Origin of the sequence: Williamsia sp. D3, from assembly GCF_000506245.1 — a bacterium.
Lineage (GTDB): Bacteria > Actinomycetota > Actinomycetes > Mycobacteriales > Mycobacteriaceae > Williamsia > Williamsia muralis.
Genome location: NZ_AYTE01000003.1, coordinates 90,363 through 116,739 on the forward strand (window position 1 = coordinate 90,363; position 26,377 = coordinate 116,739).

General features: G+C 64.9%; 22 protein-coding genes. 7 read left to right on the forward strand and 15 right to left on the reverse strand.

Translation table 11 applies throughout. The annotated features are described in order from the left end of the window. Positions 1–136: 136 nt before the first annotated feature. Positions 137–877: a glucose 1-dehydrogenase gene (locus W823_RS32705; protein WP_023954319.1), complete on the forward strand. Its 741-nt coding sequence runs from the start codon at positions 137–139 to the stop codon at positions 875–877. 10 nt (positions 878–887) lie between these two features. Beyond that, a complete protein-coding gene (locus tag W823_RS32710; RefSeq protein ID WP_023954321.1) occupies positions 888–1,865 on the forward strand; it encodes an NAD-dependent epimerase/dehydratase family protein in 978 nt (325 codons plus the stop codon). A gap of 22 nt (positions 1,866–1,887) precedes the next feature. On the opposite strand, the gene W823_RS32715 is transcribed toward W823_RS32710, so the two are convergent. The 4 genes from W823_RS32715 to W823_RS32730 all read right to left on the reverse strand — a co-directional run bounded on the left by W823_RS32715 (position 1,888) and on the right by W823_RS32730 (position 7,988). Continuing rightward, positions 1,888–2,475, reverse strand: coding sequence for a TetR/AcrR family transcriptional regulator (locus tag W823_RS32715; RefSeq protein WP_023954323.1), 588 nt, complete (start codon positions 2,473–2,475; stop codon positions 1,888–1,890). A gap of 13 nt (positions 2,476–2,488) precedes the next feature. Next, positions 2,489–4,024, reverse strand: coding sequence for a flavin-containing monooxygenase (locus W823_RS32720; protein WP_369792567.1), 1,536 nt, complete (start codon positions 4,022–4,024; stop codon positions 2,489–2,491). A 92-nt stretch (positions 4,025–4,116) separates the two neighbouring features. Then, a complete protein-coding gene (locus W823_RS32725; RefSeq protein WP_031331157.1) occupies positions 4,117–6,903 on the reverse strand; it encodes a DUF2232 domain-containing protein in 2,787 nt (928 codons plus the stop codon). A gap of 134 nt (positions 6,904–7,037) precedes the next feature. Beyond that, a complete protein-coding gene (locus tag W823_RS32730) occupies positions 7,038–7,988 on the reverse strand; it encodes a Ku protein (protein ID WP_023954329.1) in 951 nt (316 codons plus the stop codon). Positions 7,989–8,049: 61 nt separating this feature from the next. Here W823_RS32730 and W823_RS32735 point away from each other — a divergent pair, with 61 nt between their 5' ends. Both W823_RS32735 and W823_RS32740 read left to right on the forward strand, forming a co-directional pair. Then, complete coding sequence (locus W823_RS32735; protein ID WP_023954331.1) at positions 8,050–10,425, forward strand: ATP-dependent DNA ligase; 2,376 nt, start codon at positions 8,050–8,052, stop codon at positions 10,423–10,425. A gap of 195 nt (positions 10,426–10,620) precedes the next feature. Continuing rightward, positions 10,621–11,364 (forward strand): metallophosphoesterase, encoded by a 744-nt coding sequence (locus W823_RS32740; RefSeq protein ID WP_023954333.1) that lies wholly within the window; start codon positions 10,621–10,623, stop codon positions 11,362–11,364. Between the two features lie 14 nt (positions 11,365–11,378). On the opposite strand, the gene W823_RS32745 is transcribed toward W823_RS32740, so the two are convergent. The 3 genes from W823_RS32745 to W823_RS32755 form a co-directional block, all read right to left on the reverse strand. Then, positions 11,379–12,305, reverse strand: coding sequence for a hypothetical protein (locus W823_RS32745; protein WP_152537958.1), 927 nt, complete (start codon positions 12,303–12,305; stop codon positions 11,379–11,381). A gap of 53 nt (positions 12,306–12,358) precedes the next feature. After that, positions 12,359–13,258, reverse strand: a complete 900-nt coding sequence (locus W823_RS32750) for a YdcF family protein (RefSeq protein WP_161633961.1) — start codon at positions 13,256–13,258, stop codon at positions 12,359–12,361. Positions 13,259–13,368: 110 nt separating this feature from the next. Further along, on the reverse strand, positions 13,369–14,262 hold the full coding sequence (locus W823_RS32755) for an enoyl-CoA hydratase (protein WP_023954339.1): 894 nt from the start codon (positions 14,260–14,262) through the stop codon (positions 13,369–13,371). Between the two features lie 186 nt (positions 14,263–14,448). Here W823_RS32755 and W823_RS32760 point away from each other — a divergent pair, with 186 nt between their 5' ends. Next, positions 14,449–16,221 carry an acyl-CoA dehydrogenase gene (locus W823_RS32760; protein WP_023954341.1) on the forward strand — a complete coding sequence of 591 codons (1,773 nt, stop codon included), beginning with the start codon at positions 14,449–14,451 and terminating at the stop codon, positions 16,219–16,221. Positions 16,222–16,326: 105 nt separating this feature from the next. Here the strand turns inward: W823_RS32760 and W823_RS32765 are convergent, their stop codons facing one another. From W823_RS32765 to W823_RS32790, 6 genes are all read right to left on the reverse strand, one after another. After that, positions 16,327–17,769: an NAD(P)(+) transhydrogenase (Re/Si-specific) subunit beta gene (locus W823_RS32765; protein WP_023954343.1), complete on the reverse strand. Its 1,443-nt coding sequence runs from the start codon at positions 17,767–17,769 to the stop codon at positions 16,327–16,329. Next, complete coding sequence (locus W823_RS32770; protein ID WP_031331161.1) at positions 17,766–18,104, reverse strand: NAD(P) transhydrogenase subunit alpha; 339 nt, start codon at positions 18,102–18,104, stop codon at positions 17,766–17,768. Before W823_RS32770 ends, W823_RS32765 begins: the two co-directional genes overlap by 4 nt. A gap of 1 nt (position 18,105) precedes the next feature. After that, positions 18,106–19,200 (reverse strand): Re/Si-specific NAD(P)(+) transhydrogenase subunit alpha, encoded by a 1,095-nt coding sequence (locus W823_RS32775; RefSeq protein WP_023954347.1) that lies wholly within the window; start codon positions 19,198–19,200, stop codon positions 18,106–18,108. Between the two features lie 247 nt (positions 19,201–19,447). Then, positions 19,448–20,194, reverse strand: coding sequence for an anti-sigma factor domain-containing protein (locus tag W823_RS32780; RefSeq protein WP_023954349.1), 747 nt, complete (start codon positions 20,192–20,194; stop codon positions 19,448–19,450). Continuing rightward, positions 20,187–20,786 (reverse strand): ECF RNA polymerase sigma factor SigK, encoded by a 600-nt coding sequence (gene sigK / locus W823_RS32785; RefSeq protein ID WP_235189342.1) that lies wholly within the window; start codon positions 20,784–20,786, stop codon positions 20,187–20,189. Before sigK ends, W823_RS32780 begins: the two co-directional genes overlap by 8 nt. 8 nt (positions 20,787–20,794) lie before the next feature. After that, positions 20,795–22,381 (reverse strand): molybdopterin-dependent oxidoreductase, encoded by a 1,587-nt coding sequence (locus W823_RS32790; protein WP_031331163.1) that lies wholly within the window; start codon positions 22,379–22,381, stop codon positions 20,795–20,797. Between the two features lie 249 nt (positions 22,382–22,630). On the opposite strand from W823_RS32790, the gene W823_RS32800 reads away from it, so the two are divergent. Next, entirely contained in the window at positions 22,631–23,299 is a 669-nt protein-coding gene (locus W823_RS32800; protein WP_023954357.1) for a fasciclin domain-containing protein, read from the forward strand. 137 nt (positions 23,300–23,436) lie between these two features. Continuing rightward, a complete protein-coding gene (locus W823_RS32805) occupies positions 23,437–23,958 on the forward strand; it encodes a GtrA family protein (protein ID WP_023954359.1) in 522 nt (173 codons plus the stop codon). Here W823_RS32805 and W823_RS32810 read toward each other — a convergent pair. Then, entirely contained in the window at positions 23,955–25,406 is a 1,452-nt protein-coding gene (locus W823_RS32810; RefSeq protein ID WP_023954361.1) for an FAD-binding protein, read from the reverse strand. The genes W823_RS32805 and W823_RS32810 overlap by 4 nt on opposite strands. Before the next feature lie 75 nt (positions 25,407–25,481). Then, on the reverse strand, positions 25,482–26,345 hold the full coding sequence (locus W823_RS32815) for an LLM class flavin-dependent oxidoreductase (protein WP_023954363.1): 864 nt from the start codon (positions 26,343–26,345) through the stop codon (positions 25,482–25,484). Positions 26,346–26,377: the final 32 nt, after the last annotated feature.

The following is a 26,377-nucleotide window of genomic DNA, read 5'->3' on the forward strand; positions in this document are numbered from 1 at the left end:
CGATGCAGAGATTCAGATCACAATTCGATAACCTTACGGCGCCTAACCACCGCTTTGACCTGCTGGCATTCTGAACCCGCCTGGTCAATAATTATGGTACCAATGGTACCGAATTGATCCGATGGGGAGGGAAATCATGGACCGAGTAGCAGGCAAGGTGGCTCTGATCAGCGGCGGCGCCCGCGGCATGGGCGCATCCCACGCCAAGGCGTTGCTGGCCGAGGGCGCCCGCGTGGTGATCGGCGACATCCTCGACGAGCCCGGGCGGCAACTCGCCGACGAACTCGGCGCCCAAGCTTCGTACGTCCACCTCGACGTCACCCAGGAAGACAGCTGGCACGACGCCGTGAAGACCACCCTCGACACCTTCGGCAGCTTGTCCGTGCTCATCAACAACGCCGGGATGGTGAACGGCAACCTGATCGCCGACTTCTCGCTGGCCGACTGGCAGGCCATCCTCGACGTCAACCTGACCGGAACCTTCCTCGGTATCAAGGCGGCAGCGAACGCCCTGGCCGACTCAGCACCAGCATCGATCATCAACGTGTCGTCGGTGGAGGGTTTCCGCGGCAGCCCAGGGCTGCACGGCTACACCGCGACCAAGTTCGCGGTCCGTGGATTGACCAAGTCCGTGGCGCTGGAGCTCGCGCCCAAGAACGTGCGGGTCAACTCGATACATCCCGGATTCATCCGGACGCCGATGACCGAGGCGATCCCCGAGGACTTCCTCACCATCCCGCTCGGACGTGGCGGCGACCCCGAAGAGGTTTCCGCAATGGTGCTGTTCCTCGCCAGTGACGAATCGTCGTACACCACCGGTGGCGAGTTCGTCGTTGAAGGCGGACTGCTCGCCGGCGTCCCCCACAAGACCTTCTGACCGGGCCGGCATGCGGGTAGCGATCACGGGCGGCACCGGGTACGTCGGTGCACACATCCTCCACGGTCTCGACCGCGCGGGTTTCGACCTCCGGGTACTGGTGGCACCGCACGAGGATCCGTCCCTCGTCGCCCGGTTGGCACCGTCGGGACGTGCCTGCGTTCTGACGGGCGACGTGCGGGATGCATCGGTTGTAAAGAGCCTGCTCGAGGGCTGCGACGCCCTGATCCATGCAGCCGGTGTTGTCGGCACAGACGACCGGCAGGCCGACCTGATGTGGCAGATCAACGCTCACGCAACAGAGACGATCTTGCGGACGGCGGTGGATGCCGGCCTCGATCCAGTGGTCCTGGTGAGCAGTTATGCCGCACTGTTCCCCTCCCCCGACCCAGTGATCGGACCGGACAATCCCACCGCCACCGCCCGCAGCGCCTACGGGCAGACCAAGGCATATGCCGACCGGGTGGCTCGGGAACTTCAGCAATCGGGCGCGCCTGTGGTGGTGACGTACCCGGCGAGCGTCGTGGGGCCGGCGCTGCAGACGGCCGCGGGTGTGACCGAGCGCGGGTGGGCGCCCATCGTCCGTTCCCGGATCGCGCCGGTGGTCGACGGGGGTATGCAGATGATCGACGTTCGCGATGTGGCCGACGCACACGTGGCGATGATGACGCCTGGACGCGGTCCGCGTCGGTACATCATGGGCGGTCAAATGCTGACGTTCGCGCGCATGATCGATCTGCTCGAACGCGGAACAGGGCGCCGATTCGTTCGGATACCGTTGCCGGGCAGCATGTTCCGTACGCTGGGTCGGATCGCCGACACCGTGGCCGGGATTGTTCCGATCGGCGGACTGAGTTACGAGGCCGCACAGTTGCTGACCGCAGCCACCCCGACGGACGACTCGTTGACCCGCACCGAACTCGCCCTGACCTGGCGTTCGGCGGAGACCGCTATCCTCGAAACCTTCACCACCGCATCACCGAAGTGATCCGATCGGGCGAAGGCATGCATCACAAAGCGGCCGTGAGTATTTCGACGATCCTGCGCCGCAGGACATCCGAGTCGTCATCGGTGGCCACCGCGCTGAGGAACAGCGCCGACCCCGCGGCGAGGGCCAAGATGGCGCGGGCATCGATATCCGGATCGGCAGACCTGGTCGACTCCGGGTCGGCAGCGAACAGCGATGCGGGCGGCCCACTGAAATCCGACCACAGGCGCCGGCGTAGGTCATCGTTCTCCCGCAGCGCCTGAAGCAATCCGGGGACCGCGGCCCGTACCTCCGGGGTGGCGAACAATTCGTGACTTCCGTTGACCGTCTCGGTGATCCACTGCACCCGGTCGGATCCGTCGAACCGCGACATGTCGGGCTCCGGCCCGAGGATCGCATGCAACACCAGTTCGGCCTTGGTACGCCACCGGCGACGCAGACTCGCCCGCCCGACGCCGGCCTTTGCCGCGACAGCACGCAGGCTCAGACCCTCCCACCCGACATCGAGGAGCATTTCGCGGGTCACCGCGACTATCCGGTCGTCGATCGAACCGTCGCGAGGCCGGCCCGGAGGCCTCGGCTCGTCAGTTTCTGTGTCCGATGTGCTCACCGCACCGATTCAATCACCGCACGGACGACTCGGAGACCGTCGGTGCAGTGGCGGGAGTGGTGGTCCGGCCGAAGATCATCGATTCGCCGATGCGATCGAACCGGTGATCGAGGGAATCGAGGAGGAAGTTCTGTCGCACGTTCCACGGACGTCTGGTGCCCGACTTCGGCAGCGCATGCGGCGATCGCAGGACGTAACCCGCCTTGATATCCCACGCGAACTTCTCGGTGAGCACCTCGTCGCCGAGATGCGGGTAGGCGTGCGTGTAACCGTGGAACGTCATGTGCGACAGCAATTTTGCCACCGATTGCGCTGTCATGTCGGCGCGCAGCGTCCAAGATGCATTGGTGTAGCCGACACACCAGGACATGTTCGGCACGTCTTCGAGCATGTGGCCCTTGTAGACAAACCGATCACTCGGTTTGACGTCCTCACCATCGACGCTGACTGCGATCCCGCCGAGCGCCTGCAGTTGCAGTCCGGTAGCCGTGACGATGATGTCGGCGTCCAGGTGCTCCCCTGACCGGAGCCGGATCCCATCGGAATCGAACGTCTCGATGTGGTCGGTCACCACGGATGCCTTGCCCTCGGCGATGGCCTTGTACAGATCAGCACCCGGCGCCAGACACATCCGTTGATCCCACGGCTGATAGGAGGGTTTGAAATGGGTGTCCACGTCGTAACCCTCGGGGAGGTTACGGACGGCGATGTTGCGCAGGAACCGCTTCGCGACGCGGGGCGACTTGCGTGCGACGAGATAGATGAAGGAGTTCAGCAGAACGTTGCGCCACCGCACCACGTTGTGTGCGATCTTGCGTGGCAGCACCTTTCGGATCGCATTGGCCAGCGGCTCCACCTTCGGCATCGAGATGATGTAGGTGGGGGTCCGCTGGAGCATCGTCACCGAGTCCGCTGCCTCGGCAAGCGCCGGGATCAGCGTGATCGCCGTCGCCCCGCTGCCGATCACCACCACCTTCTTGCCGGTGACGTCGAGGTCCTCGGGCCAGAACTGAGGATGTATCACCTGGCCGGCGAAGTTCTCCAGACCCTCGAACTCAGGTGTGTAGCCCTCGTCGTAGTTGTAATAACCGGTGCCGAAGAACAGGAACCGGCACCGGAACGTCGCCTCGGTGCCGCCCTGCTCGGCATTCACGGTCCAGGTGTCGGTGGACGAATCCCAATCGGCCGACCGGACTCTGGTGTCGAATCGGATGTGCCGGTCGATGCCGTACTTGTGTGCGGTGGCGGTGATGTAGTCGCGGATGTGGTCGCCGTCGGCCACCGACTCCTCACGCGTCCAGGGCTCGTACGGAAAGCTGAGGGTGAAGATGTCGCTGTCCGAGCGGATTCCGGGGTACCGGAACAGGTCCCAGGTGCCGCCGATCCTGGAACGGCGCTCGAGCAGCGTGTAGGTGAGAGATGGGTTCTTCTCGGCGATCCGGTAAGCCGCGCCGATCCCCGACAGCCCCGCACCGATGATGACGACGTCGGTGTAGGGGATGTCGGTGTCAGAAACGTCGGGCACTTCCGGGCGCTCTTGCCCTCCGATGTGCTCTTGCCGTTGATCGTCAATCACTGCGCAGACCTCCACTTGTCGCGGCACCGGGCCGTCTGCCCGCGCGCGGCCGTGGCCGCGGGGGCTCATCCCAGCGCGACGACCGCGCCTACCGACCCGAGGACCACGATAAGCACGAGCAGGTCCATAAATCTCGGACTCCGGTCAGATCGGGACACCGATCCCACGCCACCTCGGGCTTCGATGGCGGCCGCGAGCTCGCGTCCGTTCTGGCAGGCAAGTGAACAGACGATCGGCAGACAGGCCGCCCACCCGTTGATCCTCTCCCGCGCCGTCTGCTCTTTGTCGGACCTGCGCTGGGCGATGGTCTGCAGCAGGGTGCGGAAGTCACTGATCAGGAAGGGACACAACCGCAGGGCAAGGGCCACCGACACCGCGGCCGACTGCGCGGGGATACCCAGTCGCGCTGCCCACCCGACCAGCCGCTGAGCAAACGCAGGTATCTCGACCATCGGGGTGGTCCAGCAGAACAGCAACGCGCTGTACAGCGAGATGACCGTCATGCAGATGAGGATTCCCCAGTACGCGGCACCGCCCAGCCCGAACTCCACCCCGCCGACGGTGACGTACGGCTCGTCGCCACCGAGGGCGGTGATGAACCCGCCGAAGAGTGTGATCCCGACAAGCCAGAGTGGCAATCGGGGAACGGCAGCGCGCGGCACCCTGCCCAGCACGGTCCAGCCTGCGGCGATCATGACGCCGACGGCAACACTGAGCCAGGTGGGTTCGAGTGCGAACATCAGCGCGATCGCCGCCAACACCACGAGTTTTGTCCCCACCCACCATCTGCGCGCGGGTGAGGCGTGGGGCAGCGTGCGCACCACGCTGGCCAGGTTCGCAGTGGATTTCAGACTCGACGGCGGCGGGGCCGGCGTGACCGGCTGCCCGTCGACGGTGCCCTCGTCGACGACAATCGTCCTGTCGACGAGCTCGTCGAGCTCACCGACATCATGCGAGATCACCACGAGTGTGGTGCCCGACGCCTTCACCCGCTGCAGCGCGGTGACCATCGCGGCGCGGGCCGGGGCATCCAGACCGGCGAGCGGCTCGTCGAGAACCAGCAGTCGCGGCTTGCAGGCGAGTAGCCCGGCCAGGGCAACGCGGCGTTGCTGACCCACCGACAGCTCGTCCACCAGCGCATCACCGACGACTGCGGAGTTGAGGCCGAGCTCGAGCAGCGCCGCGTTGGCCGCGGTGTCGTCGACACCCGCGGCATCCTTGACGTCCGCGCGGGCGCGGGACCGAACGATCTGCAGGCGTGAATACTGGAACCCGAGCAACGCGTGTTGCCGACCGTTCTGCACCGGCATCCCGTCGACCAGCACCCGGCCCGAGGTGGGCTGCTGCAGCCCGGTCATCACCCTTGCGAGGGTGGATTTGCCGGCCCCGTTGGGGCCGGTGAGCAGCACGGCCGAGCCCGGCTCGAAGTGCAGGTTCAACCCGCTGAAGATCTGGTTGTGCCAGGGCGTCCCGGCGTCGTGGGCGTACCCGACGTCGACCAGACTGACCTGAGCGCCGCGGATCGCGCGGCCGGCGCCGGTGGTGGTCCGCAGCTTGGTGGACACCGACGAATGCCGGGAATCCAACGCGATCTCCCGGTCGGCGACGGCCGATTCGTCGGTGTCGTGGGTGATCTGGAGGACGGCGGTCTCACCGTGGTCGGCGAGCGATCGGAAGATTCCGTTGACCGCCGCGCGACCCTCCTGGTCGATCATCGCCGTGGATTCGTCACTGATGAGCACAGCAGGATGTCGGGACAGCGCCGCCGCTATCGCAAGACGTTGCAGCTGACCACCCGACAGCGTCCCGGTCTCGCGGTACAGCATGCCGCCCAGACCGACCTGATCGAGCAATGCCTCCATCTGGGTTTCGGTGAGTCCGGGATTGCCCCACGCCAGGTCATCGGCCACCACCATGCCCAACACCTGGGTCTCGGGCCGCTGACTGATCACTGCGGTGCCACCGGGACGACCAAGTCCGACCGCCCCCGGCCGGCTGACGGTGCCTGCGGTGGGATCACGTCCGGCGACCACTTTCGCGAGAGTCGATTTGCCGACGCCGTTGGGCCCGGTCACCGCCACCAGTTCCCCGGCCGCGAGGGTCATCGACACATCGGCGATGACCGGCTCTGTTGCACCCGGGTACGTGACGGCGACGTTGTCCAGACGCACGGGCAAGGGGCCGACGGGGCCGGCGTCGGGACGTCGTTCGTCGGTGTGCGGTGTGCCCAGTCGGGCGATCATCGGCGGGACCGGACGGCGATGAAGGAGGAACACGGTCAGAGCGGAGAACGTGACACCCGCGATTCCGGACGCGGGGATCGCGATCCACCAGTAGTCGAGACACCAGTTGACCGCCGGGTCGACCACGGACGTGAACTGATCGAAGCCCGCGTTGTCCATCAATCGCTTGGTGCCCCGCCACCCGTTGTCGATCTGTTTGATCATGAACTCGCGGTAGTCGGTGAACAGCGCCAGAAGACCGGTCGCGACAGCCGCCGACGGCACCGCGATCGCGAACAGTGCGGTGAGGGTGACCCGCGGAGCGTTCCAGCCACGACGCAACGCGATTCCCGAGAGCGTGCCGAAGATCGCCGCACTTCCGACCAGGTTCGCGGCGGAGAACCCACCGAACAAGAACGCCACGATGTACCCGGTGAGCGCGCCGAGCAGACTCACCCGCAGTCGCCGACGCCCGGCAAGGATCGCGAACGGGACGGATGCGACCAATGAGGCCGCGCCCCCGATGGGCAGGAATCGGCTCAATACACAGATCGCCGCCGCGACGTCTGCGAGGGCCGCTGCCTCGGCGATCTCGATGGCGGTGACGCGCCGACGGGCTCTGGCGCTCATCGGTTCGCTCACTGCGCCACCGGCTTCTTGTTTCTGTTGCTGTTCGATCTGTCCAGATTGCCAGAGGACCGAGCCACGGCCATCGGCCTCACGGATGATATTCGGTATGACCGCAGGTCAACCGCGGCTTCGGGTCAGCCGGCCTTACGTTTTGCCGGGGCTTTCTTGGCAGCGGTTGATTTTGCCGCAGCCTTCTTGGCCGGAGCCTTCTTGGCAGGCGCCTTCTTCGCGGCCGTCTTCTTCGCGGGCGTCTTGCCCGAATCGGAGTCCTCGCTGCCGTCGGAGTCGTCGGAGTCGTCGGCCGAGCCGGTGCGGTTCTTCACCGATGCCCGCAGCGCAGCGAGCAGGTCGGCCACCTCGGAGTCGTCGTCTTCGTCCTCCGCCTTCTCGGGTGCGGTGAACGCTTCGGTGCCCTCGGCCTTGGCCTCGATCAGCTTGCTCAACTCGTTCTGATAGGTGTCCTCGTACTGGCTCGGGTCGAAGTCCGCCGACATCGACTCGATGAGCGAGGCCGCCATCTTGAGTTCCTGCGGCTTGAGGTCGGGCGACTCGTCGAGTGACGGGAATGCCGCCTCGCGGACTTCGTCCGGCCAGAGCAACGTCTGGAGGGTCAGTACATTTCCGACCACTCGTAGTGCCGCCAACCGGGTGCGGTTACGGAGGGTGAAGGTGGCGATGGCCAGCCGGTCTGTGTCTTTGAGAGCCTCGCGCATCAGCGCGTACGCTTTCGGCGACTTGCTGGCCGGCTCCAGGTAGTAGGGCTTGTCGAAGTAGATCGGGTCGACCTGATCAACCGGGACGAAGTCGGTGATCGAGATCTCCGGGCTGCGCTGGACGGGCAGCTCGGCCAGATCGTCTTTGGTCAGCACCACGGTCTGACCGGTGTCACTCTCGTACGCGTTCGCGATCTGCGAGAACTCGACTTCTTCGTCGGTGCCCTCCCGGACCTTTCGATAGCGGATGCGGGTGCCGTCGTTCGAGTCGACCTGGTGGGATTTGCGATCGTGACTCTCGGTCGCTGAATAGACCTTGACCGGTACGTTGACCAAGCCAAAGCTGAGATCGCCTTTCCAGATCGAGCGCATATCGTCATTGTGCAGGTATCTCGCACAAGACGCAGCCCCCTCCACCAGGAAAGTCCGAACCATGGCCAGCCGCAACACACTCGAGGTCGACGGCCACAAGATCGCCGTGACCCACCTCGACAAGGTGATCTACCCGGCAACCGGGACCGTCAAGGCGCAGGTCATCGAGTACTACAGCGACATCAGCTCGATGATGTTGCCGCACATCCGTGACCGGCCGGTGACCCGCAAGAGGTGGCCGGACGGTGTGAACTCGACCCCGTTCTTCGAGAAGAACCTGCCCGACCACGCTCCGGAATGGCTCGGCCGGGTCCGTCTGGACCACAGCGACCGCAAGGTGGTCTACCCGGTGCTGACCTCTCGCGCCGAGTTGGTATGGCTCGCACAGCAAGCCGCGTTGGAGCTGCACGTGCCGCAGTGGACGCTGCCGCAGGGCCAGGCCGATGTCCCGTACAAAGTCGATCGCATGACCGATCGAGTGGTCCTCGATCTCGATCCCGGGCCCGACGTCACGTTGTTCCAGTGCGCGAAGGTGGCGCTGCGTATCAAGGAGATGCTCGACGGCATCGGGCTGCCGTGCTTTCCGGTGACCAGCGGCTCCAAGGGAATCCACATCTACTTCCGGCTCGACAAGGCGATCTCATCGGATTCCGCACGCAAGGTCGCCAGACAGATCGGCACCCAGTTGCAGAACGAGACCCCCGATCTGGTGACTGCCCAGATGACCAAATCGGTGCGCGGCGGCAAGGTGTTCGTGGACTGGAGCCAGAACAGCGCCTCCAAGACAACGCTGGCGCCCTACTCGATGCGCGGCCGCGAGGAACCCTGGGTCGCCGCTCCCCGGCACTGGGACGAGCTGGCCGACAAGGACATCCGGCACATCCCGTTCGACGAGATGCCGGACAGGCTCGAACAGTTCGGCGACCTGCTGATCGGACTCGAGGCAGAATCCGGCGACGGTGAGGCCGCGGCAAACCCAGAAAAGCCCGAGAAGCCCGCGCCCGGCCGGGCCGCGGCATCTCCGCCGGTGGTCGACCTCGGGGAGTACCGGCGCAAGCGCGACGAGCGAAAGACGCCAGAGCCGTTCGGCGACAGCCGATCCGAAGACGAGCAAGCCGCCGGGCCCATCTTCGTGATCCAGGAGCACCACGCCCGCCGCCTGCACTACGACTTCCGGCTCGAACGCGGCGGTGTGCTCGTGTCGTGGGCCGTGCCCAAGAACCTGCCGCTCGACGGTGACCAGAATCGGCTCGCCGTGCAGACCGAGGACCACCCGATCGACTACGCCGACTTCGCAGGCGACATCCCCGCCGGAGAATACGGCGGCGGACATGTCGAGATCTGGGACCGCGGCACCTACGAGACCGAGAAGTGGCGCGACAAAGAGATCATCGTCCGATTGCACGGCGAACGCATCCAAGGCCGGTACGCGCTGATCCAGACCGGCGACAAGAACTGGTTGGCGCATCTGATGTCCGACGAGCCCCGGCCGATCGTGCCCGACAGCCTCGCCGACCCACGACCGATGCTCGCCACCGACGAGCTCATCGAAGAACTGACCGACGACAAGTGGGCTTTCGAGGGCAAGTGGGACGGTTACCGGATCCTGTTGCGCTACATCGAAGGAAAGCTCCAGCTCACGTCGCGTTCGGGCATCGACATGACCAAGGACTTCCCCCAACTCCACCCCATCGCCGACGACCTCGGACTGCTCGACGTGGTGCTCGACGGCGAAGTGGTGGCGTTCGACGAGAAGGGCCGGACCAACTTCACCCGGCTCGCCGGGCGCAGCGCGGCCACCGACGACCTCGACATCAAGTTCTTGCTCTTCGACATCCTCTACCTCAACGGTTCGTCGCTGCTCAAACTCAAGTGGGAGGACCGACGCAAGCTGCTCGAGGAAGTCGCGCAGGCGTTTTCGTCGGATTCGCGGGTGCAGCTGCCACCGCTCCTGGAGGGTCCCGGCTCGAATGCGGTTGCCTTCAGCCGTGAACGGGGCTGGGAAGGGGTGGTGGCCAAGCGCCGCGATTCCATCTATCAGCAGGGCCGTCGCACGAAGACGTGGCGGAAACAGAAGAACTGGACCGATATCGAGGTGGTGATCGGCGGTTGGCGTCCGGGCAAAGGAGGCCGCAGTCAACGCATCGGGTCACTGCTGATGGGGCTACCGGAGGCAACCGGTCTGCGTTATGTGGGCCGGGTCGGCACCGGTTTCACCGACAGCCAGCTCGAGTCACTGATGGACGAACTCGAGCCCCTGCGTCGCAAGACCTCGCCGTTCATCGGCAGCCTCGATCGGCCGGTGGAATCGGACGCCGTATGGGTACTGCCGAAGCTGGTGGCCGATGTGAGATTCATGGACTGGACGAGCACCGGTCATCTGCGTCACCCCTCTTGGCGCGGTATTCGCAGGGACAAGCTGCCCGGGGACCTGTGACGGCGGGCCGGCGAGCGCGAGACGCCGGCAATCGGCCGATGCTGAACGCGTCGGGTTGTTCGCGGCGCGTTACGGTCTAGCCTGGCGCTCGTCGTGACCCCCTCGCTCGTTCGCCCCGAATTGGGTACCCCGAGTACTGGCTGCCCGAATCGGTCGCCCCAGATCGGTCGTCACAGCCGTACAGAAGGAGGCCACGTGCTCGTCGTCGCGCACATGAGTGATCTGCATTTCAACGGGACCCTCCGTGCCCGCCGGCGTATCACCGCTGTGCTCGACTACATCAACGCACGAGCCGAGGGCATCGACGCGCTCGTGATCACCGGCGACATCACCGACACCGGCAAGCAGTCGCAGTACGAGGAAGCGGCCGCCACCCTGCGCAGCGATTTGCCGATCCTCATCTGTCCGGGCAACCACGACGACCGCGGCGAGTTCAGTCACGGACTCCTCGGCACCCACATCACCGACCGGCCCCTCAATCACTCCCGGACCATCGCGGGGGGCCTGTTCCTGGTGTGCGACAGCTCGATTCCCGGACGCAACGAGGGATATCTCGACGACGCGACCATCGCGTGGATGGATGCCGAGATCTCCTCGGCCGGTCCACACGTCCCGGTGTTCATCGCCTTCCACCACCCTCCGGTCATGCTGCACATGCCGTTCATGGACACCATTCGTCAGACCGGCGAAGAGCGACTGATCGCACTGGTCGACAAACATCCCAACATCGTCAACTTCATGTGCGGCCACGCACACACCGGTGCGGTCACCGCCTTCGCCGGGCGACCGGTGTGCCTCGCGCCGGGGGTGGCGTCCACGCTGAACCTGCCCTTCGAAGGTGCCGAGGTGATCAACGAGGGCCAGCCTCCTGGGCTCGCCTTCCACGTGTACGCCGAAGGCCGTGTGATCAGCCATTTCCGCTCGGTGCCGGTGGACTGACACCCGGGTCCGCACTATCGGCTGAGGCGGTCGATCAGCGAGGCAGGTGCGACGCCGTCCCCGAGGCGCCGACATCCGTCGAGCTCCACCGACACACTCGATCCACCCGAGCCATCCGGTCGACGCAACACCACCGAAGCCATCTGTGTGGCGGCAACGCCACATGCAGGTCCGACAGGTGCGTCGAGATACGACCGGATCATCTGCGCACTCTCGTGCGCCGACAGCCAGATCTGCCACCCGCCGGGTACCGGCTCGTCCACTCCGTGACGACACACCTGCAGCGGTCCCACGTCATCGATCGGCAGGGGCAGGACGGACAGGACAGGATCGACGCCCGCCGCCACCTCGCGCCGGACGGCTTTCAGTGCGGCATCGTCGACGTAAAGTCCTCCGCTCGATCGCTCGGTGCAATTGCGGGGCAAGGTGATCGGGACCCCGGTGTCGAAAGACTCCCGTCCGACTTCGTTCAGTGCTCTGAGCGCGTCAAGGGGCTCCTCCCGAAAACTGCACGGGACCGACGGCCAGGCCGGCCGGAATGCGCGACCTCGGGCGTCGACCAACCACAGCCCGACAGCCGGATCCACACTGATGGCGCAGCTGATCGATACGTTGTCGGGGTAGCGCCTCGATTCGATCGAGAACGCCTCCACCACCGCGGCAACATCGCCGGCCAGCGACACGGCGTCGACTGTTGTGTTGCCCGCCGGGTTCTGCGCGCGTTCACACCGCACCACCGACACCGGTGCGAAGTCGACAGGTGGGTAACCGAGCTCAGGCGCCGGCGCGATGTCCGCCGAGGGCCACGGCCCCAGGCCGGTCAATCCCGTGTAGATGTCCGGGGTCAGGCAGTCGGCGCGGTCGACCACCGGGGCTGTCTTCGGGGTGAACAACACGAAGTCGGGACCGAAGATCATCCCGGGGGCACAGGCTGTCGCCATCACCCCCACGATCGAGACAAGGATCAGCCGCGCCGTGAGGGTGCGCTCGGCTCTCAGCCCCTCGTGTCGGGGAGGCCGAGGACGCGAGAGGCGTCGAGGTAGATGTCCCACTGGTCCACCTTCGCAGGCACGGCCACATGAGCGAACAGATCGGTGATTGTTGTCGTCGCGCGGGCCACTTTGACGCCGGCGACCTGGAAGTCGACGGCCGCGCGGCGCACCTGGTCGGGCGAGGTCACCAGCACCACGTCGCGAAGTCGCAGCTCCGCGGCCTTCTCGGCACCGAGCAGGGCGCCCTGCACCAGGGTGGTTGCACGTGGTTCCACGTGAATCATCGACGAAGCGATGGCCTTTGCCGTCAGCCATTCTCGGATGCCGGGGTTGTTGCCGACGACGATGATGGGCGACCGTGGGGCTGCCACGGCCTGAAGCCAGGTCGCCACCAGCCGGGCGGTCGTCTCGCCATCGAAACCACCGGCCGCCGGTGGGCCGACACCGATGAGAACGATGCCGGTGGACGGCGACAGCAGGCGCGGTACCGGATCGGGACCGACCAGTACTCCCGTGGCGACAGCGGTCAGTGCCCGCGAGATCCCCGCTGCGCGAGCGGGGTCGACACTCCGCAATGCGTTCACCGCCGCCTGGGTGGTGACCCTGTCGGCGTTGTAGTCCGACCACAGCGCCTGGAGCGCCAGTGCATCAGCGTCGCGCGGGTTCGCCGCGAGCAACCTGCGCAAGGCGTTCAGACCGGTCCCGATGTCGCCGGTGCGGAACCCCAGCTGGGCGGCGTTGTACATGCCGGTCACGTCGCCTGCCGACGCGGTCGGCATCACGGCGATGGTCGGGCTGATCACGGTCGGAACCATGGCCACCGCCCCGGTGGACATGCCGATTGCCGCCGCGGCAACCACAAACGTCCGGTTTATCCGCGTCACACGCGCAACATGAGTCACTACAGCCACAGTAGGGCACCAGAGCTACGGCCTCGCACCCACGCGGTCTCAGGTCAGTAACAAGCGCGCGATCGCCGTCCGGGCGCCGAACCGCCGCCCTCGGCGCACCCTCACCAGGGCGAATCGACCTGTCGTTCGTGAACGGGCGCGGCGGTCTTCCAGCTCTCGACGCCGTGGTCGGGAGTACCGATGATCGTCTCGCCTGCCGTCACCTCGGCCCAGTGGGCATGGTTGATCTGGTGCAGCGAGAAGCAGGCGTTCAGCGCGTTGTAGAAGCCCATGTTGTCGACGGACTGGTTCACCGATTCCTTGATCAGCAGGGAGGCAACCGTCGGACGCTGAGCGATCCGGCGAGCCAGATCCAGGGTCTTGTCGGCGAGTTCGTCGGGGGCGAAGATCTTGCTCACCATCCCGATCTGATGCGCCTCCTGCGCGCTGATCGAATCCCCGGTCAGCAGTAGCTCTTTGGCCCGTCTCGGCCCGAACTCCCACGGATGACCAAAATACTCGACACCGCACATGCCCAGGCGCGACCCGACCACGTCGGCGAACATCGTGTCGGTGTCCGCGGTGATGAGGTCGCAGGCCCACGCCAGCATCAGACCCGCGGCATACACCGTGCCATGCGTCTGGGCGATGGTGATCTTGCGGAGATTGCGCCACCGCCGGGTGTTGTCGAAGAAGAAGTGCCACTCCTGCAGCATCCGGGCTTCGGTGCCCGCTTTGGTCCCGCCATAGGTCGACATGGTCGGATGCTGGTCCGGGCCGGGTGCTCGCTCGGCCCGGTCGTCCGACGACCCGAGGTCGTGGCCGGAGGTGAACATGGGCCCGGTGCCGCCGAGGATGATCACCCGCACCCGGTCGTCTGCCTCCGCGGCCTTGAATGCCTCGTCGAGTTCAACAAGCAATCCGCGGTTCTGAGCGTTGAGCGTCTTCGGCCGGTCCAGCATGATCCGGGCGATGGCGCCGTCGTCGATGAGCTCGTAGGTCAGGTATCGGGGCATGGATTTCTCCCGTCGAAGGCGGACAAGTTAATCCACATTCGCACGTCCGGACACCGGATCGCTCCTACCGCGTTTTGCTCGGCGTGGCCGAGCCTGGCGGGGCAAGGTTCGGAGCCACCGCATGCTCGTCCGGTGGTTGTATGGAAGTCGAACAGCCTTACCGTGCTCGGACGCTAGGAGATCCACATGGCCGCCCCACTATCCCGACGCGATCTCGACTTCATGCTCTACGAATGGCTTGATGTCACCGCGTTGATCGAGCGCGAACGCTACTCCGAGCATTCCCGAGAGACGTTCGACAGCATCCTCGACCTCAGCGAAGACATCGCCATCAAGCGGTTTGCACCACACAACAAGAAGGCCGACCAGAACGAGCCCACAATGGGTGCCGACGGCAAGGTCGAGATGATCGACGAGGTCGGCGCGGCACTCGACGAGTTCAGCAAGGCCGGCTTCATCGCGGCCCAATTCGATGAAGAGGTCGGGGGCATGCAGCTGCCCACGGTGGTGACCCGTGCCGCCATGGCGTGGTTCCAATCCGCCAACGCATCCACGTCGTCGTATCCCTTCCTGACGATGGCGAACGCGAACCTGTTGGTGGAGTACGGCACCGACGAGCAGATCGACACCTGGGTGCGGCCGATGCTCGAAGGCCGTTTCTTCGGCACCATGTGCCTGTCCGAACCGCAGGCCGGTTCATCGCTCGCCGACATCACCACCAAGGCGGTGCCCGTCGACGACGGCAGCTATCGCATCACCGGCACCAAGATGTGGATCTCCGGCGGAGATCACGAGTTGTCCGAGAACATCGTGCATCTCGTGCTGGCCAAGGCACCCGATGGTGGCCCGGGCGTCAAAGGCATCTCGCTGTTCGTGGTGCCGAAGTTCCTTGCCGACGGAACCCGCAATGACGTTGTGCTGGTGGGCCTCAACCACAAGATGGGTAACCGCGGTACCACCAACACCCTGCTGAACTTCGGGGAGGGCAAGCATCAGCCGGCGCCGGAGACCGGTGCGGTCGGCTATCTCGTGGGCGACGTTCATCACGGTCTGTCGTACATGTTCCGGATGATGAACGAGGCCCGGATCGGTGTCGGGTTCCTGGCCACCTCACTCGGCTACGCCGGTTATCAGCAGTCGCTGGAGTATGCCAAGACCCGCACACAGGGCCGCGTGCCCACCAGCAAGGACCCGGCCTCCGCGCCGGTGCCCATCATCGAGCACGCCGATGTCAAACGAATGCTGTTGGCGCAGAAGGCATACGTGGAGGGAGCCCTGGCCCTGGGCCTCTACTGCTCCAAGTTGGTCGACGAACAGCAGACTGCTCCCTCGCCGGAAGAAGCCGCCCGGATCGAGTTCCTGCTCGACGTCCTCACCCCGATCGCGAAGAGCTGGCCATCGCAGTGGTGTCTGGAAGCGAACAGCCTGGCCATCCAGGTGCTCGGAGGGTACGGCTACACCAAAGAGTTCGATGTCGAGCAGCTCTACCGGGACAACCGCCTCAACCCCATTCACGAAGGCACGCACGGCATTCAGGGTCTGGATCTACTCGGCCGCAAAGTGGTGATGAAGGGCGGCGCAGGGTTGCAGCTGCTCGTCGACGCCATCTCCGCCACCATCGACCGGGCCACGGGCGTGGACGCAGCCAAGGCAGAGGCCCTGCGGGCAGCCGTCGCTCGGCTGGTCGAGGTCACCGGACAGCTGTGGTCCGCCGGTGACCCGGCGGTCAGTCTGGCGAATTCAACGATCTACCTCGAGGCCGCCGGACACGTGGTGATCGCCTGGATGTGGCTCGAGCAACTCATCGCGGCCGACGGTGCACAGGGCGACTTCTACGACGGCAAACGTGCTGCGGCCCAGTACTTCTATCGATATGAACTGCCCCGCACCGGCCCGCAGTTCGATCTGCTGGCCGACCTGGACCGCACAACTCTGGACGCCGACCCCAGCTGGTTCTGATCTGAGGGGCGCTCGCACCCACACACCCTCCGACTTCGGCCACAACCTCCGACTGCAACCGGAGGATCTGACCGAAGCCGGGAGGAACTGTTGGCGCCTAGGCGGCTAGAGGGCTTTGAGTTCTTCGATGACCAGGCCGACGGACTTCTTGGCGTCGCCGAAGAGCATCGAGGTGCCCGGTGCGGTGAACAACGGGTTGTCGATACCGGCGTACCCGGATGCCATGCCTCGTTTGAGGACGATGACCGAGCGGGACTGGTCGACGTTCAGGATCGGCATCCCGTGGATCGGGGACGACGGATCATTGCGGGCGGCCGGGTTGGTCACGTCGTTGGCGCCGATGACGAGAGTGACGTCGGTGCGCGAGAACTCACCGTTGATGTCGTCCATTTCCTTCATCGCGTCGTACTCCACATCAGCCTCTGCCAGAAGCACATTCATGTGCCCGGGCATACGACCGGCGACCGGGTGGATGGCGTACTTGACCTCCACACCCTTGTCTTCGAGGATGCTCGCCATGTCCTTGACCGCATGCTGTGCTTGGGCCACCGCGAGCCCGTAACCGGGAACCACGATCACCTGCGAGGCATAGGCCATCTGGATCGCCGCATCAGCTGCACTGGTGGCCTTGACGGTGCCCTGCTCACCGGCCGGACCGGCAGCAGCTGCGCCGCCGCCCCCACCGAACGACCCGAACACGATCGCCGGGATGGACCGGTTCATCGCCGTGGCCATCAGGTTGGTCAAGATCGAACCCGACGCACCGACGATCATGCCGGCCACGATCATCGCCGTGTTGTTGAGCGCCAGACCGGCTGCCGCTGCCGACAATCCGGTCATTGCGTTGAGCAGCGAGATCACCACGGGCATGTCGGCGCCGCCGATCGGCAGCACCACGAACAGCCCCATGATGCCGGCGGCGATCAGCACCAGCACGATCCACCACTGCGAGGAACCCTCACCCGGGGTGGCGTTGACACCGATGTACACACACGCCGCCACAGCAACGATCAGCAGGGCGATGTTGGCGAGCTGGAAGGTCTTGGCGTTCTTGACGAATGCCTTCTCGACCTTCTTGTTCATCAACTCCTGCAGCTTGAGGAAAGCGATGAGCGAGCCCCAGAACGACACCGAACCGATGATCGCCGCGAACAGCGACCCGATCACGATGTGGATGGTCGGGGATTCACCGTGCTTGAACTCGGAAAACCCTGCCGTCTCGATGAACTCGGCCCACGCGATCAACGCGACCGTGCCGCCACCGACACCGTTGAACAACGCTACCAGCTGCGGCATCGCCGTCATCTTGGTGCGTTTGGCCGGGGGCACACCCAAGATCACACCGATCAGCAAACCCGCTGCGATCAGGATCCAGTTGATGGCATAGGTGTCACGGATATCGATAAGTGTCGCGACAACGGCCACACCCATACCGGCCGCGGCAATCCAGTTGCCACGGACCGCGGTCTTGGGACCTGTCAGCCCGGACAAACCGAAAATGAACAGTGAGAACGCGACGATATAGAGGATCTGGACGAGGTTGTTCACTTGCCGGCCTCAGCTTTCGGGTCGGAATCGGCGGCGGCCACAGGCTTTTTGCTCTTGAACATGCCCAACATGCGGTCGGTCACCAAGAACCCACCGACCACGTTGAGGGTTCCGAAGATCAACGCGACGAACGCGATGATCCGCACACCCCACGGGGCGTCATCGGGCAAGCGGCCCAACACGATCAACGCACCGAGCACCACGATGCCGTGAATGGCGTTGGTGCCCGACATCAACGGCGTGTGCAACGTGTTGGGAACCTTCGAGATGACGGCAAAACCCACAAAACCCGCCAACACCAAGATCGCAATATTTGCCAATAGACCCGTATACATCTCAGGCACCTGCCTTCACGTCAGTCGTCTCGCGCGTCACGCACGCCTTGGCCAGCACTTCGTCGTCAAAGTCCGGGGCGAGGTTGCCCTCGTCGTCGAGCATCAACTCCAACAGCGCGAGAATGTTCTTGGCGTACAACTCCGAGGCGTGTTCGGGCATCCCAGCAGGCAAGTTCAGCGGCGAGCAGATCATCACATCGTGCTTGACGACGTCCTGGCCCGGTTCGGTCAGCTCGCAGTTGCCGCCGGTCTCACCGGCCAGATCCACCACCACCGACCCCGGCTTCATGCCTTCCACCGCAGCAGCGGTCACCAAACGCGGCGCCGGACGACCGGGCACCAGAGCGGTGGTGATCACCACATCAAACCCCTTGATCGCATCTTCAAGGGCCTGCTGCTGCTTGGCCCGCTCGTCGTCGGTGAGTTCACGGGCATAACCACCCTCGCCGGCAGCATCGATACCCAGATCCAGCCACTGACCGCCCACAGATTTGACCTGCTCGGCCACCTCCGGGCGCACGTCATACCCGGTGGTACGTGCACCCAGACGCTTGGCCGTCGCCAACGCCTGCAACCCGGCCACACCCACCCCGAGCACCAACACCGTCGCCGGCTTCACCGTCCCGGCCGCGGTGGTCAACATCGGAAAAAAGCGAGTGGAACGCTCGGCAGCCAAGATCACCGCCTTGTAACCGGCCACGTTGCCCTGCGACGACAACGCATCCATCGACTGCGCACGCGAAATCCGCGGAATCGCCTCCACCGCAAACCCCTGCACCCCCGCAGACTTGAGTGCACCGATCTGATTCTCGGCATTACGCGGAGCCAAGAACCCGATCAGCGACGACCCCGACTTCAGCTTGCCGATCTCCTCATCGGTGGGAGCATCAACCTTCACCACCACATCCGCCGACCACGCATCACCGATCGAGGCACCAGCAGCCACGTACAGCTCATCGGGAATGAGCGCGCCCAAACCCGCGCCGGACTCCACGATCACCGACACACCCTTGTTCACCAAAGACGCCGCGACCTTCGGAACCAATGCGACCCGACGCTCCCCCGCAGCCGTCTCGCGCACAACGCCGACACTCATACACGCTCCCTCGTCATGGGTGCGGGCAAGTCACACGGTGCGGCCCGGTTTTCGCCGCCCAGAATTTTTTGCCCACCAATGCCTGATGTGGCGCACGACACGCGCACACCACATCACTTTGATGGAACATAGCATGATCAAATGGCCCGCCCGGTGTGGCATAGCGCACTGCGATGCGTGACACAGATCTCGGCTGTTGCCTCTTTGATCAGCGCATTTGGTCCAGGCAAACAGACAGCGGGCGTTGTCAGAACTGCACTGCGGTGACGACCTCGCCTGTCGGCTGCGGTGAGCCGCCCTCGGGTTCGATGGTCACTGCGATCCGGTCAGAACCGGTGAGATCCGTGATGGGAACGGCCTGCCGGACGGGCTCGGCGCCCATCGTCCCCACCGAAGTCGGGTCGTGGCCCTCGCCGAGCAACCACATCTGGTACGTCTGTCCGGGCGGCGTGGGCGGTAGGCCCTCAGCGATCACAACAGCCTGATTGGCCTCTCGTGAGGTCGCGACGATGACACTGCCGCCGTCGCTGAGCGAATCCCGCTTCAGCTGCATGTCCGGCGATCCGAGAATCGCCATGGTCTGTTGTTCGAGCGCGCTGACCGGAGCCTTCTCCTCGGGGGCGGTGACGCGTCCGACCGTCACACCGCCGATCACGAGGATCAGCGCCGCTGCGGCGGCACCGACAGCGATGCTGAACCGTCGCCGGCGTTCGGCCAGATTGATCACCTTCGCCGGCTCGGCATCGGCCTGCGGCACCACCGACGGGAGCGCCGAGAGCACCGCCTCGCGTAGCTGAGGAGGCGGGGGCGTCGCGTCCACTGCGGTCATCTCCACGAGAGCTTCGCGGGTGCGGCCGATTTCCCTCAGGTACTGGGACCGGACGGGTTCGGCTTCCTGGGCGAGTTCGCGTTCGAGGCGCTCCACCTCGTCGTCGTCCAGGGCGTTGATTGCATAGAGCTCGACGTGCTCGTCGAGCCAACTGTGGTCAGCCATGTGAGGTCGCCTCCAAGCATTCCTTGAGGCGTCGCAGTCCGTCGCGGATGCGGGATTTGACGGTCGGGAGTGCGGCGTCGAGCCGCTCGGCGACCTGCCGGTAAGTCATACCGCCGTAGTACGACAGCTCGATGCTCTGCCGCTGGGTGGCGGTGAGGCTGCCGAGACACACCATCACGTCGGATCGTTCTTCGGCCGCCACAACCGAGTCGGCGACGGTGTCGGTGGGTGTTTCCACGTTGGAGACGGAGTACTCGTGGCCGCGCTTGCCTGCGGCTTCCTCACTTCGGACCCGATCGACGGCGCGGCGGTGGGCGATGGTGAGCAGCCAGCTCAGAGCCGACCCCGATGAGGGATCAAAACTGTCCGCCTTCTGCCAGACCTGCAGGTACACCTCCTGCACTGTCTCCTCTGCGTAGCCACGATCGCGCAGAACTCGAAGGATCAGCCCGAAAACACGGGAACCCGTCGCGTCGTACAGCTCGGCAAAAGCCTGTCGATCATGGCCGGCCGTTCTGATCAACAGATCAGCTAGATCTACCCGAGCTTCGGGAATTCGGTCGGTCACATCCATGACACTAGCGATAGTCATCAAAACACCTACTCGATCCGGAACACCCGGTTGTGCCAACCGGTAGCTCCGTCGGGGATGGGGGCGACCCTCTCTTCGGGTTGCACTGCCCCCGTTTCGTCAGTTGCGCGGCAGTAGACGGTGTGTTGGCCGGGTGTGGCCTGCCACGTCCAGAACCACTGTCGCCAGGTGTCATTGGAGTACTCGGTGGCCAAGGTCGCAGTGTTCCAGGGCCCGTTGTCGACCCTCACCTCGACCTTCGCGATACCGCGGTGCTGCGCCCAGGCCGTACCCGCGATCACCACTTCTCCCACGGGCAACTTCGCCAATCCGGCGGGCCTGTCGATGCGTGAAGCGGTCTTGATCGGCGCCTTGACGCCCCAGTCCCGCTTGGTCCAGTAGGCCTCGGCCTTGTCGAAGCGGGTGATCTCCCAGTCGACGACCCATTTGGTCGCCGAGACGAAGCCGTAGAGGCCGGGCACGAGCTGCCGAACGGGGTAGCCGTGCTCGAGTGGCAGCGGCTCGCCGTTCATGCCGATGACCAGCATCGCGTCGCGACCGTCGGTGAGGGCGTCGATGGGCGTGCCGGATGTCCAGCCGTCGACACTGGTGGAGAACAACATGTCGGCGTCGTCCTGCACTCCGGCGCGGGCCAGGATGTCCTTGATCGGGTAGCCGGTCCAGCGAGCCGTGCCGGCCAGATTGCCGCCGACCTCGTTGGAGACACAGGTGAGCGTGATGATCCGCTCCTGCGCCTGCATGTCCATGAGGTCATCCCAGGTCAGGGTGATGTCGTTGTCCACCATGCCGTGGATCTTCAGGCTCCATTCACCGGTGGTGAGCTTGGGGACCTGGAGCGCGGTGTCGATGCGGTAGAAATCTGCGTTGTTCGTCATGAACGGCGTCGCGCCGTCGATCCCGACATCGGTGCCTGCGGGTATCGGTGCCGCGCCGCTGGCGGGACGGGGAAGCCGGACCCTGCGCCGGTCGGCGATCACATCGCCCATCGTCGACATCTGCCGGCCAATGAACGCGGCTGCCACCGAGGCCACCGCGACCACGCCCGCCGAGATGCCGAACTGCCGCCTCGACAGTCCCCGCGAACCGGAGTCCGACGAGTTCGCGGCAGCGTGGGATCCGGTGTCGAGAGGAGCGGAGACCTCCTTTGTGGCCACATCGTCACGGTCCGTGCGCCGGCCTTTGAAGAGAAATCCCCGCAAACCCCTCAGCACCAATATGCCGACCACCATCGCCACCAAAGACGGTGCGGCATACCACATGTCAGATGTCGGGCGATGGAGCGCGGCGAGCACCCCGAAGGCTCCGAAGGCGACGATGAGCGCTGAACCGGTTGGAACTGTGCGCCGTTCGGCTATCCCCGCGACGATCGCGAGCACAACAACCGCACCGGCAATGCCCCACAACAGAACCGGCTTGTCATTGGTTCCGAAGGTGTCGATCGCGAACTCGCGGACCGGAGCCGGGGCTCGGTCGACGAGGAATGACCCGACTGCATAGAAGGGAGATGCGTAGGAAGAGACGGCGGCTGCCGCCAGTTCGCCGGCGGCAAGGCCGGCGCCGACCGCGATCAGACCGGCAAGTCCGTCGCGTGCCATCGCTGCGATTCGCAATTGCTCAGCCTTTCAAGAGAAGTCATCGGGTCGGTATCGATGAGGGATTCGGCGCCGAGAACGTTACGGATGGTCATGACCTCTTTGAAAAAGTTTTTCCATCCGCACCCATCCGATTCCGGCACAGCTCCGAACCTGCAGTGATCGACCAAGTGATCGACACACTCCGCCACCAGGTGGTGGACGAAGTCGTTTGCGCCTCCGTAAAAGACAGCAATGGATAGGACAGCGAACATGGCTCTCAAACGAATTCAGCGACTTGCAGTGACCGTGGCGGGCGTCGGCCTGGCAGTAGGACTCGTGGCGGGGTGTTCGGACGACAGTTCCGACTCGTCCTCGAGCACTGCAGCATCGGCACCGATGACCTCTTCCGAAATGACCTCGGGCTCAAGCGCTTCCGCCGAGCCGGCTTCGCTGGTCGGACCGGGCTGCGCAGCATACGCCGAGGCCAACCCCACCGGCGCGGGCTCCGTGAACGGCATGGCGATGGATCCGGTGGCCACCGCCGCATCCAACAACCCGATGCTCAAGACCCTGACCCAGGCCGTCTCGGGACAGTTGAACCCGCAGGTCAACCTCGTTGACACCCTCAACGGTGGCGAGTTCACCGTCTTCGCACCCACCGATGATGCCTTCGCCAAGATCGATCCGGCCACCATCGAGACGCTGAAGACCGACAGCGCGTTGCTGACCAAGATCCTGACCTACCACGTCGTGCCGGGCCAACTGACCCCCGAGCAGGTCGCGGGCGAGCAGACCACAGTTGAGGGCCAGGCCGTCAACGTGACCGGCTCGGGCGACTCGCTCAAGGCCAACGATTCGGCAGTGGTCTGTGGTGGTGTGAAAACCGCCAACGCAACCGTCTACCTCATCGACACCGTGATGATGCCCCCGGCCATGTGATCCATGTCCGACGTGTCATCTCACAGCTGAGGTAGATCAAGATTCGGGCCGGGACGGTTCACCCCCCGACCGGCCGTCCCGGCCCGAGTCGCATGCCGATAACACAATTTTCCAGGGTCTCCCATATCGTGGGGGGTGTGACGGTAGGCCCGGTCCCTGGTGACCAGATCGAAAGCGCTCCGGCGGAGACCGATCCGGCCGAGCGGCGAACCATAGTCGACTTTCTGCGCAGACCTGTTTCAGTTCAGGTTCTGCGCTTTTGTGCTGTCGGGATCGCGTGCACCACTGCGTATGCGCTGATGTACCTGAGTCTTCATCCGCTGATCGGCGCGCAGGCCGCGAACTTCGTCGCGATGCTGATCGCGGCAGTTCTCAACACCGGCGCCAACCGCGCCTTCACTTTCCGCCTTCGGGGACAGCGGATGATCCTGCTCCATCACGTGCAGGGCATCGCAGTGTTTGCATTCGGCTGGTCGCTGAGCGCCTTCTCACTGTTCGTCCTTCACCAGATCTCAGAGCACCCTTCGAGCAAGCTGGAACTGGCCCTGCTCATGCTGGTCAATCTGATCGCGACCGCGGTGCGGTTCTTCACCTTCCGGCACGTCTTCTCACGGGCTCTGGCCCGCCAGCTCGAGGCCGGCGGCCAGAGAACCCGTTAGAGCGACGCTGCGTGCCGGCCGGCTCGACGACCGAAGAAGGACCCCTCACCCAGCTGCGTTCCACTGGCGTAGCCCTTACCGTCCTGGGCGATGTTCGCCGCGCCTGCGCCTGCGGCATAGAGCCCCGTGATGACCGAACCGTCGTCGGTGAGCACCTGGCCTTCGGCGGAGGTGGCAAGACCGCCCATCGTGAAGCCGGCGTACATCGCCTTGCCGAGCGACATGTCGAATGCCGCCCATGGTCCCTTGTCCTGGGGCGCGAGCCACTCCGCACGCTTACCGAAGTCCGGGTCTTCACCGCGGGCGGCGTTCTCGTTGTATCGGTCCAGCGTCTCTTGCAGCTGTCCTGACGGGATACCGAGCCCGTCCTCCATCTCGGCCACGGTCTCCCAGCCGTCGATGAACGGGACGAGAGGGAACTCCGGGCGTTCCATGTGCGCTTCGTCCACGATGAGGTAGGCGATCGCGTCCGGCTGCTCCATCACGAATGCCGATGTGCGCGAGTGGTAGGAGTCCTCGTTGACAAAACGCCGACCGTCTTTGTTTACCGCAAGGCCGGTCAGGAGGATCGACGGCGGGTACAGCGGCGCGGTGACAAACGACTGATCCATGTGCTTTAGTCCGCCACCCACCGACGCGCCCAGCCGGATCCCCAGTCCGTCGTCGTAGGTGCTACCAAGGGTGTACGGCTTCTCGGCCAGCTCCGGCGTGAACTCGGCGACCATGGATTCGTTCATCACGAACCCGCCGGCCGCGATGACAACTGCTTTTGCGCGAATGAAACCGGCCTCCTGCAATCGCTTCCACTTCAAGCCGACAACAGCGCCGGATTCGTCGACCACCAGGTTGCGGGCGCCCGTCTCGTACCGGATCTCGTTACCCGTCTCGGCAAGCCGCTTCACCAGGAGCTCGGTCACCATGCCCGCACCACCGGTGTCGCCTTTGACGGGCACCTTGTGACCACGCGGCGCCGGCTTGGCCTTGTCACAGAACGGCCAGACCTTCTCGTTGCCGGTGAACATCAGGCCCTGGGTACCGGGCTGGATGACGGCCTTCTCCGGGTAGTACGACCGCTCGAACTCGAAACCGAGACTTTCGAGCCAGTTGAAGTGCTCGACACTGCCCTGGCAATAGGCATGGATCTTGTCCGGTTCGGGATCGCGGGAAACGGCGAGGAGGTACTTCTCCATCTCCTCGGGGGAATCCTCGTGCCCGGTCGCCTGCTGCACCGGGGTGCCGCCACCGAGGTAGAAGTGGCCACCGGCCATCGCCGATGTCCCGCCTGCCGCTGCTGCCCGCTCGAGGACCAGCACACGGGCACCGGCCGACGCGGCCTCCACCGCCGCGCTGCCGCCCGAGATGCCGCACCCGACCACCACGACGTCCACCTCATCGGACCATTCCGACACCTCGGAAACGGGCACTACCTCGGGCAACTCCGCCTGCATCGCGACTTCCTCACTTGTTTGACCGTCGGACGACCGCCATATCGGACTAATCGTCAAACTAGAACTCGTTCTAATTTAGGTCATTTCGGTGATGAGTGCCATGGCCTTGCACTGTTCGGTGAGCGTCATCGTCGATTGGTTCAGCTCCCAGTGCACTTCGCTCGCGCCGAGTTCACTCGCCTGTGCCAGATCGGCGGGCAGGGTCTCGACGAACCGGTCGAGTGCACCGGGCAGGGAGTCGCGGATCGGATTGAGCCGTAGCGCAACCGGGCCGCGGCCCCCGGCCTCCCGGTACAGGCCGATCGCCTCGGTGGCCGAGGTCCAGGTGGTGACCGGATACATGAAGCCGTCTGCAATGGCCGCCGCCTGCGCGATGCCTTGCGGCGTCATCGCCGCGATGTACACGGGCAGTGTCGGCTGGGCAGGCTTCGGCTCCACCCAGCTCGGTCGCAGCCGATAGTGCTCGCCTTGAAAGGAAACCGCGCCGGTGCGCCAGCATCGACGCATCAACTCCAGATGTTCGGCGAGTGCTTCCACCCGGGAAGTCATCGCCACCCCCGCCGACTCGTGTTCGTGCGGGGTCCACCCCTGGCCTATCCCCACATCGAGACGCCCACCGCTCAGCCGATCGAGGGTGGCGAGCCGCCGGGCCAACACCACCGGCGGCTGGAACAGCGCATGCACCACGGTGGTCGCGAGCCGAACCCTGGTGGTGTGCGCGGCCGCCCAGGTCAGCATCTCGATGCAATCCCACACCGGTCGGGGCGTCTGGCAGGCCTGGCCGAGGGGTCCGGCGTCGGCCGGTAGCAACAGACGGTCGGCCGAGGACACACTGTGAAAGCCGAGGTCATCGGCGGTGCGGGCGATCTGCGCCACCGAATCGGGTCCGGCCCACGGGCCAAAGGTGGGCAAGCTGATACCGCGGCGGATTGCCGCCATCGCCGCACCTCCTTCGGTCCAGGTGTTGTTGT